9 protein-coding genes are annotated in these 10,349 nt (G+C 67.0%); 2 read left to right on the forward strand and 7 right to left on the reverse strand.

The genetic code is table 11. The features are described 5' to 3' along the window. Window positions 1–52 precede the first annotated feature (52 nt). Window positions 53–1,168 carry a helix-turn-helix transcriptional regulator gene (locus ADE01S_RS29215; protein ID WP_131828731.1) on the reverse strand — a complete coding sequence of 372 codons (1,116 nt, stop codon included), beginning with the start codon at window positions 1,166–1,168 and terminating at the stop codon, window positions 53–55. 233 nt (window positions 1,169–1,401) lie between these two features. Between ADE01S_RS29215 and ADE01S_RS29220 the strand changes: the two genes are divergently transcribed. Next, window positions 1,402–2,349, forward strand: a complete 948-nt coding sequence (locus ADE01S_RS29220) for a hypothetical protein (RefSeq protein WP_131828732.1) — start codon at window positions 1,402–1,404, stop codon at window positions 2,347–2,349. Window positions 2,350–2,429: 80 nt separating this feature from the next. Continuing rightward, entirely contained in the window at window positions 2,430–3,251 is an 822-nt protein-coding gene (locus ADE01S_RS29225) for a hypothetical protein (protein ID WP_062685271.1), read from the forward strand. A 131-nt stretch (window positions 3,252–3,382) separates the two neighbouring features. On the opposite strand, the gene ADE01S_RS29230 is transcribed toward ADE01S_RS29225, so the two are convergent. From ADE01S_RS29230 to ADE01S_RS29255, 6 genes are all read right to left on the reverse strand, one after another. After that, window positions 3,383–3,889 carry an aromatic-ring-hydroxylating dioxygenase subunit beta gene (locus ADE01S_RS29230; RefSeq protein ID WP_157672727.1) on the reverse strand — a complete coding sequence of 169 codons (507 nt, stop codon included), beginning with the start codon at window positions 3,887–3,889 and terminating at the stop codon, window positions 3,383–3,385. Then, entirely contained in the window at window positions 3,886–5,199 is a 1,314-nt protein-coding gene (locus tag ADE01S_RS29235) for an aromatic ring-hydroxylating dioxygenase subunit alpha (protein WP_062685272.1), read from the reverse strand. Before ADE01S_RS29235 ends, ADE01S_RS29230 begins: the two co-directional genes overlap by 4 nt. Before the next feature lie 29 nt (window positions 5,200–5,228). Next, the gene (locus ADE01S_RS29240; RefSeq protein ID WP_062685273.1) at window positions 5,229–7,139 is read right to left on the reverse strand and encodes a dipeptide ABC transporter ATP-binding protein; all 1,911 of its coding nucleotides are present in this window, start codon (window positions 7,137–7,139) and stop codon (window positions 5,229–5,231) included. A gap of 4 nt (window positions 7,140–7,143) precedes the next feature. Then, the gene (locus tag ADE01S_RS29245) at window positions 7,144–8,040 is read right to left on the reverse strand and encodes an ABC transporter permease (protein WP_062685274.1); all 897 of its coding nucleotides are present in this window, start codon (window positions 8,038–8,040) and stop codon (window positions 7,144–7,146) included. Further along, window positions 8,040–9,056, reverse strand: a complete 1,017-nt coding sequence (locus tag ADE01S_RS29250; protein WP_062685275.1) for an ABC transporter permease — start codon at window positions 9,054–9,056, stop codon at window positions 8,040–8,042. The genes ADE01S_RS29245 and ADE01S_RS29250 overlap by 1 nt, the downstream gene beginning before the upstream one ends. After that, the coding region (locus ADE01S_RS29255; RefSeq protein WP_062685276.1) for an ABC transporter substrate-binding protein at window positions 9,056–10,349 on the reverse strand (1,294 nt) is incomplete at its 5' end. The genes ADE01S_RS29250 and ADE01S_RS29255, both read right to left, overlap by 1 nt.

Raw genomic sequence — 10,349 nt, forward strand, 5'->3', positions numbered from 1 at the left:
AGCTCAACAGAGGGGATTGAGGAAGAGGCTGACGCACCTCGCGGTAGCGGGATCAAACTCCCCACATTCCTTGCACCACTTCGACTAGATCTCTTTGACGACGACACCCGGTCTTATGGAGGAGGCTGCGCAAGTGGCTGCGCGCGGTGGACAAGCTGCAACCCTGCATTATCGCGAAGTCGTTCACCGAGGCGCCACCGGCCAGCGCGCAGGCCAGGCGCGCTTCGGTGCGCGTCACGCCCAGGCATTCGGCCAGGATTTCCGGCGGCATTACCGTGGATGCGGCCAGCGAAGGCCCGGCGAAAATCACCATTGCCCACGGTCGGCTGCCCATGGCCAGCGGATGCTCGGGCCGCAGCGGCAAAACGCTGATGGAGACGGTGGCTTCGCCTTGCCCCACGCGCATCACCCCAGCGCCCGCTCCGTCCGCGGCGCACGCGCGCGCGACCCGCTCGCGCAAGCCTTCCTGCGCGTGGGGATCGACAAGCCGAAGCCGGCCTCCCAAGGCCTTGCAGGCGCCGTGCAAGGCGAAAAAGCGCTCGGCGGCCGGATTGCAATATTCGATGCGGCATAGGGGATCGACGATGGCCAGCGCGCGCGGCAAGGTGCCCAGTGCGGCAAAGCCCAACGCGGCGCGTTGCGCGAGACGGCTTGCCTGCACGCGCAAGCGGCCGGCGCGAGCCATCTCCGGCGCGAGCTGCCGCAGCAACGACCGTTCGGCATCGCTCAAGGGCGAGGCATCCGAACCGCGCAACAGGCCCACTTCATCTCGGAAATCGTCGTCGCGATGCAGCACGATAGCCACGCAGGACTGCACGCGCTCACCGGCGAGAAAGTCCGCATACAAGGGGCTGCGCGAGCGATGGCGCGCGTCGAAGTGGTCGAAATCGAACATGAATTCGCCAGGCTTGAGACCGGCCAGCACGTTCAAGCGTTCGTCGTTGCGCGCATAGTGCTGGGCATACTCGTTCGCCTTGCGCAGGGATTCCGCGCTGGCGATGTTGGCCACGACCTGCATGCCGGCACGGTCGATCAGGACCTGGTGAAAGAAACTGGCCCCCAACTGGCGAGTGGTTTCACTGAGCGCCCCATGCCATGCATCAGGCGACAGGATGCCTTCATAGAACAAAGACGCCAGCCGCATCGCGTCCGTGGAGTGGCCAGCCATCGAATTGCCCCTGCTCTGGGAAGGTCGCCGAAGAACGTTGCATACGGAATGCAGCCGAGGCTTCGCTGAGGCAAAGCCGGCCGATATATTTTCAAATTCCTTATATCAAAGGGAAATATTCCTGACAAGACGGCGGCCCGCGGTTCATCGAAACCTCCCACATATGGGGGAGGCGAACAACCCCGGATGGGGCTAACTTGCGTCCGCGAGCCATCGATACGAGGAGTCCATTCATGCAAGGTCAAACAGGCCGGAAGCACGCCGGGCAATGCAGGCAGGCCGGCGGTCGATCAGGGAAACCCATCCTGCGGCAGGCTGGCAGGATTGCGACGATGGGCTTCGTGAGCACGCTCCTGGCGGCATGCGCTTCCCCGGGATCGGGGACGGCATCGGGAGCGGGATCGGGAGACCGGCTTTCCGCGTCGGCGATGGCGGTCGTGGACAACGCGTACCGGGATCCGATCGGCAGCGGCGACGCGGAGACGATCGCCGCCTGGGCACGAGAGGCGTGCGGGGGGCGGCCGCCCTCCTATGGCATCAGCTATCGCTGCGCCGAATTGGGCAATACGGCGGCCTATGTCTATGCGAATCAAGGCAAGTACGCGCAAGCCGGTGAGTATCTGCCGCCCCTTCGGCCCAGCGAGACCTTGACCGCCCTGCGGGGCGTGTCCCTCATTCGGCCGTCCGGAACCTCCAGCCAACAGGCGACGACCTTTCTCGGCGGCTATCTGGCGTTTCTTATCGCCGACGGACTGAACGAAAAGGGTGCCAAGGCGCTGATGTATCGGGCATATCTGCCCTCGGTTCGCGTTGGATCGTCGATTATCGCCAGGCGCAATCTTCTGGTCGACATGCCTGTTCGTCCCTTTGATATCGCCAACTTCCCGAAGGATGCGGAACGCCTGGGAGGCCCCGAAGCCGGACGCCAGGCGAAGCTCTATCTGGAGAGAATCGAGGCGCCCCTTCACAGGACGTCCGAGGGGATTGTTGCCGAAGCCCGGGCAGCCGGACAACAAACCGTGGATGCCCAGCAGCGGATCAAGATGGTGGTCATGTATGAACACGCCATCGCGGAGGCAAAGAGGCTGGGCTTGGATCAGCCTTACGTCGACTACCTGACGCAATTCAGGGAGGTGTTGGTCGCGAACGCGCGTTTTGATACCGAGCGCGGCATCAAGTAGAGCGCCGCCGAGTAAGGCCTTTTCCGAGATGGAGCGAATGTACGCCTGGAGTATGGGCATTCAGGGCGGAGGGACGAGAAATGCCGATCAAGTACTTTTCTGCACTCACGGGCTGGATGGTTCTAACCGCCACGATCCTGCTATTCGCGGGCACCCGGGAGGCGCGGGCGGCCCGGTATTGCGGATGCACGGATTCCCAGGGACGAACTCCCAGCTACGACCTGTCGGGAAGCGACGCGGATTTCCAAAAGTACTGCCGGGCGGCGTGTTCGTCCCGGCCGGGAACGCCATCGGCGGCCTCCGGCTCCACGGGGGGGACGGCTGGCGCGGTGTTGCAGGTGCTTCCGGGCCTCATGGGCATCTTCTCCGCGCCGTCGTCGTCCTCCAGCGCCGCGCGGGAGAAGGCGGACATCGCGGCCGCGGAAGCCGCCTCGCGGGAGCGGGAGCGTGAAGCGGCCAGGGCGTCGGCGCTGGCCGCCAGCCGGGTGGAAGATCAGCTTGCCCAGGCACGCGATTCGCTTCCCAATCCCTGGGCCCAGGGCAAGGACAGTTCGTCCGCGGCTTCCTCGGGGACGCCAAACCGCGCCCCGCTGCTGACTCGGCAATGCGTCTCGATCGTGCATAAAAACACGGGGGGCGTTTCCGAGGGCCTGTGGCGCGCGGTCAATGGCTGCGGCTTTCCCGTGCAGGTGATCCATTGCCTATACGACGATGCCAGACAGCCCAAATGCGGACTGAAAAGCGAGGTGGGTTGGGGCGTGACGGACACGATTCCCGCCGGGGCATTTCATTACATTCCCAGCGCGCTGCCGCCAGCGAGCACCAAGGTGTGGTACTTCGCTTGCGACATGCGCAAAGGGGGCTTGTGCCTGAAGCCCGACGCCGCGACGGATCGGCGTTGAGGCATGGGCGACCCGCCGGTTTCCTCGCCGGGTTCGATTCCGATGGGTCCTCGCCGACTTGCGGGCCGCGAAAGCGGGCGGCATTCTCGGCACGCGACACCGTCGGCACGGCGCAGGCGTGGATGCAGGCCCTATAGCAATAGCTGTATGGCCGGAAAGCAGGCATCGGCATTCAGCAATACGACCTTCTTCGTCCGCAGCCGGAAGGCGCCCGGTCTGCCTTCAATCGTGTGATAGGCGGTGGCTGCCAGCATCTTCTGGGTATCGCCCTGGGTCTCCACATACAGGAACGGCGTGCGCATCTGATGCAGCTCCGCCGATGCGTCGCTGGCGAGCACCTGCGGAGCCTGCAGGATGCGAAGCCCCCGCACCGCGGGGTGCAGGGAGTGCGCGCGGGGATTGCCGTAGCGCTGGATGCGCAGTCGCAGCAGCAGCAGGTCTTCGTGCAGCAACGACGGCGTCTCGTCGCCCGGGGCCTGGTCTTGCGACAGCGGCATCCAGTACAGGCCCGACTCCGCATAGAGGGCCAGCCATTCGTCATAGCGGCGCGTGTCAAGCAGCAGGGCCTCGTGGTACACGAATGCAGTCAGCTCCGCCTGGACCGACGCGGTTTCCCTATCCATCGATACCGTGTTCACGCCACGTCTCCCATCAGTGCCAGCCAGCCGCGGTGCTGATTCCGGATGACCCATTCATTGTTGCCGCTGTCCATCGACGTCGCGCCCTGGTCGATCTCGCCGTCGCGGTATCCCCGATGCAGGCTGAGCCATTCGTTGCCCGAGCAGAGCAGGCCGCGCTGCTGGCTTTCGAACAGGTGCACGTCGTCATGCGCCACGACCGACATGGGCGAGAACACCAGCCGCGCGTAGGACGCCGCGCGCTGCCGCAGCCGGGCGGGGGCGTTCTTCGGCGCGAAAGCCCAGATCTCGACGAGCGTCCGGTCCACCGCCAGGGGGCGCAGGACGCGCAGGATCATGGGGGATGCCTTGGCCGCCAGGCTGGGATAGAGCACGGTGTTCTGTGGAGAGAATTGCAGGATCCGTTGCGCGGCCTCCGGCCCGTGGCGCGCTTCGAGTTCCTCCTGGTAGTCCGGCAGCGGCGCATAGCCGGTATGGATGCTGAACTTGGTGCCGAGCACGCTGTGGCCTTGCGGCAGCACCCGCGCGCCCATTTCGGCATAGAAACTGTAGCCCGCGCCGAAGGGCAGCAATTGCTCCATGGCCAGCACGGTATCGCCGCCTTCGGGCAAGGTCTGCGCGACTGCCTTCGCGGCGGAGGCGGCCGACTCGTGCGTGGATATCGGGTGCACGGTGTCGTTCACGTTTTCCAGGTAGAGCTTCCAGTTGCAGTCTATGCGACTGCGCAGCGGCTGCCCCAGCACCGCCAGTTCGCCGTCCGGCGCGCGGGCCACCATGTTGTCCAGCGTGGCCAGGGCCTCGCCGAAATAGCTCATGAAGTCCGGGCCTTCCTCGCTGATCCGGACGAATACGAAGCCTTTGTAGTTCATGCTGGCGCCGGGCGAGGACAGGCCTTTTCCGGATGGGCAGGAAGACAGGCCGGTGCCTTCGTAATCGTTCTTCAAGGGAATGGACAGCAGGGAGCCGTCCAGGCGGTAGGTCCAGGCGTGATAGGGGCAACGCAGCATCTTGCCGCAGTTCCCCTCGCGTTCGTGCACGAGCTGGCTGCCCTTGTGGGCGCAGCGGTTCATCAGCACCGTCACTTCCTGCGGGCTCTTGCGCAACATGATCAGCGACTGCCCGGCGATCTCGGTGGTGTAGTAGTCGCCCACGGCGGGCGTCTGGCTTTCGTGGCCCACGTAGACCCAGGCGCGCGTCCACAGCCGCGCCTGTTCGCTGGCGTAGACGCCGGGGTCGGTGTACAGGTCCCGATGCACGCGATCCGGACCCACCAGGTGCCGGAAGCCTTCCGGGGAAGTATCGCCTGTCATATTGTCTCCAATGCGTTTCATGGATCGCCTCACGCCGCGGCGGCTTGCGCCGGGGCCGGCGCGGGGACGGATAGCGGCACCGGCGCCCAGGCGCGGCCGGCGGAATCGGGCGGGACGGCCGCGATCAGGGCGCGGGTGTAGGCATGGCGGGGCTGCTCGAACACCTGGTCGACCGGCCCTTGCTCCACCACGCGCCCCTGATGCAGGACGAGCACGCGCGTGCACAGGTAGCGGACCACGGCCAGATCGTGGGATACGAAGACCAGCGCGATGCCCAGCTCCTGCTTGAGCCGCAGCAGCAGGTTCAGGATCAGCGCCTGCACCGACACGTCCAGGCCCGACACGATTTCGTCCGCCACGATCAGCCGGGGCGTGACGCACAGGGCTCGCGCAATGTTCACGCGCTGTTTCTGGCCTCCGGACAATTGCGAGGGCAGGCGGTCCACGGCTTCGGGCGGCAGGCCGACGGACGCCAGCAGGCGCCGGGCGGTCTCCAGGCGCCGCGACGGGTCCGAGCCCGCTTGCGCGGCGAACGCGCCGGACTCCAGGATCTGGGTCACCAGCGCGCCCACGCGCCTGCGCGGATTCAAGGCCGAGTCGGGATTCTGGAACACCAGCTGCACGTCTCGCGGGTCGGCCAGGGCGGGGCGTGGAGAGACGGCCGTGGAGCCGGGATACGCGATGCGTCCCGCGGTGGGCGCGACCATTCCGGCGATCAGGCGCGCGAGGCTGGTCTTGCCGCTGCCGCTTTCGCCGACGATGCCCAGGAATTCACCGCGCTCCACCGCCAGGGACAGCGGCTGGAGGATTTGAAGCCTTGAGCGGGCGCGGAACAGGCGGGCGCGGCCGGGATAGCTCAGCGCCACGTCCGTCAGCGTGACGACCGGCTGGCCGCCGGCCGCGGCAGGCGCCGCCCGCATGGCCTGGAACGCCGCGCCGTCGCCGCCGGCTGCCGCGTCCAGCGGGGGAATGGAGGGCAGGCAGCGCGCGGCGCGTTCGCCGCCGCGCTCCAGCAAGGGGATCTCCTGCTCGGCGCAGACCGCCTGGCGCGACGGACAGCGGGACGCGAACCGGCAGCCGCGCAGCGTCGCGAAATCGCGCAGGCCCGGCATGAAATCGGGCAGGGTGCGCAGGGCCTGCGTCGGCGCTTCCATGCCCGGAGCCGATTCCTTCAGGCTGCGCGTATAGGGATGCAGCGGGGCGTCCAGCACTTGCCGCGCGGAGCCGAATTCCACCACCTCGCCCGCGTACAGCACGGCGATCGCGTCGCAGACGTGCGCCGCCAGCCGGAGATCGTGCGTGACCAGCACCACGGAGGTCCGGTGGCGCTGCTGCTGGTCGGCCAGCACGCGCATGATCTGCGCCTGCGTAATCACGTCCAGGGCGGTGGTGGGTTCGTCGGCGAAGATCAGCGCCGGATCGCCGCAAAACGCCATGGCGATCAGGATGCGCTGGCACTGGCCGCCCGACATCTGGTGCGGATATCGCGCCAGCATGCCCGGAGCGTCCGCCAGGCCGACCTCCTGCAGGCGCGCGCAGGCATAGGACTCCCATTGCGCGGCCGGTATGCCGACGTGGCGCAGATGCTCGAACAGCTGCTGGCGCACCGGCAGCGCGGGGTTCAGGCCCGACAGCGGCTCCTGGGGGATGAAGGCGATCTGGCGGCCCAGCATGTCGCGGCGCTGCGCCGGCGCCATCCGGTTCAGGTCCGCGCCGCGGAACTGGATGGCGCCGGCGGTGATGCGAAAGCCCGGCGGCAGGGTGCCCGACACCATGCGGCCCAACATGCTTTTCCCGGCGCCCGATTCGCCCACCAGGCCCAGCATGCGGCCTTCGGGTACGTCCAGGTCGATGCCGCGCAGCACGGCGGCGGGCAGGCGCCGGCCCGCGACGTCCACGTCCGTGGTCAGGGTGAGGTTGCGCAAGCTCAGTAGCGACATGGGCTCAATTCCTTGCGCGCTTGCGCGGATCCAGCAGCTGGCGCATGCCGTCGCTGAGCAGATTGAATCCGAAGACCGTCAGCACGATGCCGGTCACCGGCGCGATCAGGGTCCAGATGGCTTCCTGCATGGTGCTGCGCGCGTCGGCGATCATCACGCCCCAGGCAACCACGTCGGCGGGGACCGACAGCCCGACGAAGCTGAGGATGGCCTCGACGATGATGGCAATGCCGATCTGCAGGCTGAACAACGTCAGGATCAGCGGCACCAGGCCCGGCAGCATCTCGCGCAGCATCACGCGCATGTGGCCGAAGCCCATCAGGCGGGCCGCCGTTACGTAGTCGTTGCGCCGGATCTTGAGGGCCTCGGCGCGCACCACCCGGCAGAACCGCGTCCAGTCCACCAGCACGATGGCGAGGATCACGTTGCCCACGCCGGTGCCCAGGCCCACCATCAGGATCAGCGACAGCACCACCGGCGGGAACGACATCCACAGGTCGACCAGATAGCCGATGCCCTTGTCCACGTAGCCGCCGAAGTAGGCGGCGACCAGGGCCAGGGCGGAACCCGCCAGCATGGCGCCCGTCGCGGCGCACAGCCCGACCCACAATGCCACGCGCGTGCCGAAGATCAACCGAGACAGCACGCAGCGGCCCAGGCTGTCCGTGCCCAGCGGATACTGGGCCAGCCCGTCGGCCGCCCAGGCGGGAGGAAGCAGGGGCGACAGCAGATCCTGCGCCAGCGGGTCGTTGGGGGCGATGGCGGGCGCGAAGATCGCGATCGCCGCCAGCGCCAGCACGATCGCGCCGCCCAGGGCGGCCTTGGGGGAGGCGCGCATGGCGGCCCACCAGGCCGACGCGCGCCAGGCAGACGGCGCCGCGCGTACATTCAGCGTAGTCATCAGGAGTCTCTCAGGCGGGGGTCGATCACGGCGTACAGGCAGTCCACGCTGGCATTGATCAGCAGGATCACGGCGCAGAACACCAGCGAAATCCCCTGGATCAGGGGCAGATCGTGATTGCGCACGGCCTGGACCATCATGTTGCCGAGGCCGGGGAAGGAGAAAATCATCTCGATCAGCAGGGTTCCGCCGAACAGGAAGCCGAACTGCACGCCGATCAGCGTCAAGGTCGGCAGGAAGGCGTTGCGCAGCATGTGCCGCAGGATCACGCGGCTTTCAGGCTGCCCGCGCAGCCGCGCGACCGTCACATACTGTTCGTGGCTGGTCTCCAGCAGGCTGGCGCGCAGCACCCGCACGATCAGGGGGCTGAACCCCAGCGCCAGCGCCAGGGCCGGCAGCACCAGGTGCGAGGCCGCGTCGATCCATTCCCGCCAACGGCCCTGCAACAGGAAGTCCAGCAGCACGAAGCCGGTGTATCCGGACGCGGAGACGTCCGAGCTGAACCGCCCGGAGAAGGGCAGGAGGGGCCAATGCACGCCGAAGCCCAGCATCAGGAAGATGCCCCAGAGGAAGCCGGGGATGGAGATCAACAGCACCAGGCCGGCGTCGGCGACCAGTTCGCCGCGGCGGTCGTGCAGCGCATAGAGCAGCAGGCCGCCCGGGATGCTGATCGCCAGCGCCATGACGAGGGCCACGAACGACAGTTCCAGCGTCGCGGGCAGGGTGGTCGCGATCAGCTGCGTGACGGGCGCGCCGGAGCTGATGGAGCGGCCCAGATCGCCTTGCAGCACCTGCCCCAGCCAGATGCCGTATTGCGCGACCAGCGAGCGATCGAGCCCCATGGCGTGGCGCAGGGCCTCGACTTCGGCGCGGGTCGCGCTCGGCGGCAGCATCATGCCGAGCGGATCCGCCGGCAGCAGCCGCAGCACCACGAACACGACGACGGACAGCGCCAGCATGGTCGGCACGGCCACCGCCAGGCGGCGCGTGAAATGGGATGCCAGCGACGCCCACATCAGCGGCTCCAGCGATAGACCGCGGGCAGGATGTAGCCGGTCTGGTAGACCTGCATGTCCACCGCCTTCTTGGACGCCACCGTGGCGACCGATTGCAGCAGCGGCAGGCTCCATGCGTGCTCCGTCGCCTGGCGGGCCAGTTCGCGGTAGCCGTCGTAGCGCTTGGCGGGCTCGCCTTGCGCGGCCAGGGCGTCGATGGTCTTGGCGAGCTCCGGCTCCTTCCAGGTCGAAAAGCGCAGGCGCGGATCCAGGATCTTGCCGGCGAAGATTTCCGGATCGCCGGTTGCGTTGGCCCAGCTGTACAGCATGACGCCCGGCACCTTGGACGAGTGGCTGAGGTCCAGGTACTTCGCCAGCGTGATTTCCTGCAGGTCGGCCTGGATGCCGATCTGCGACCACATCTGCACGATGGCGCGCGCCATTTCGTAGTCGCTGGGGAAGGTGTTGTTGGTCGACAGGAACTGGATTTTCAGCGGCTTGTCGGGCCCGTATCCGGCCTTCGCCAGTTCCGCCTGCGCGGCGGCCTTGTCGTAGGCGTAGCTGAATCCGGCCACGTCGCCGGGGGAGCCCGGCGTGGCCAGCACGGAAAGCGGCTTGGCCACGTTGGCGTAGAACGCCTTGGAAATGGCCTGCTTGTTGATCGCCAGATGCAGGGCGCGCCGCACGTGTTCGTTCTGGAACTCCGGAACGTAGCTGGGGATCTGCAGAATGAAGATCTCGCTGTACGGATAGACCTCGGCCTTCAGCGAGGGAATCTTGTTCAGCCGGTTGACTTCGCGCAGCGGGATCTGCACCGCCACGTCGGCCCTGGCCGATTCCAGCATCGCCACGCGCGCGGAAGAGTCCGGAACGAACTCGAACACCACCCGCTTGATCGCGGGCTTCTCGCCCCAGTATTTGTCGAAGGCCTCCAGCACCACGCGCGAGCCGCGCTCGTAGCGGACGATCCTGTAGGGGCCGGCGCCGATGGGCGCCGCCTGGAATCCGTCTTCGCCTGCCTTTTCCATATAGGCCTTGGGCAGGATGTAGGAAGTGAGGAAACCCAGATAGTTCGGCGCGGTCGGCGTCGGGGCGGAGAACACCATGACGGCCTGGGTCGGGCTGGAGATCTCGATATCCTGCAAGGCGCCGAAAAAACCGTTGATGGCCAGGCGCTTTTCCTTCTTGGGGCGATCGAGGAAGCTGAACTTGAAGTCCTCGGTCGTCAGCGCGGAGCCGTCGTGGAACGTCACGCCGTCGCGCAGCTCGATGGACAGCCGCAAGTTCTTGTCGTCCAGCCAGCGCCAGCTCTTG

The organism is Achromobacter denitrificans NBRC 15125, assembly GCF_001571365.1.
Classification (GTDB): Bacteria; Pseudomonadota; Gammaproteobacteria; order Burkholderiales; family Burkholderiaceae_B; genus Achromobacter; species Achromobacter denitrificans.

Coding starts and splice junctions, on each gene's coding strand:
- ADE01S_RS29215 (WP_131828731.1), bottom strand. CDS start 1,168: ATGGCTGGCCACTCCACGGACGCGATGCGGCTGGCGTCTTTGTTCTAT.
- ADE01S_RS29220 (WP_131828732.1), top strand. CDS start 1,402: ATGCAAGGTCAAACAGGCCGGAAGCACGCCGGGCAATGCAGGCAGGCC.
- ADE01S_RS29225 (WP_062685271.1), top strand. CDS start 2,430: ATGCCGATCAAGTACTTTTCTGCACTCACGGGCTGGATGGTTCTAACC.
- ADE01S_RS29235 (WP_062685272.1), bottom strand. CDS start 5,199: ATGACAGGCGATACTTCCCCGGAAGGCTTCCGGCACCTGGTGGGTCCG.
- ADE01S_RS29240 (WP_062685273.1), bottom strand. CDS start 7,139: ATGTCGCTACTGAGCTTGCGCAACCTCACCCTGACCACGGACGTGGAC.
- ADE01S_RS29245 (WP_062685274.1), bottom strand. CDS start 8,040: ATGACTACGCTGAATGTACGCGCGGCGCCGTCTGCCTGGCGCGCGTCG.
- ADE01S_RS29250 (WP_062685275.1), bottom strand. CDS start 9,056: ATGTGGGCGTCGCTGGCATCCCATTTCACGCGCCGCCTGGCGGTGGCC.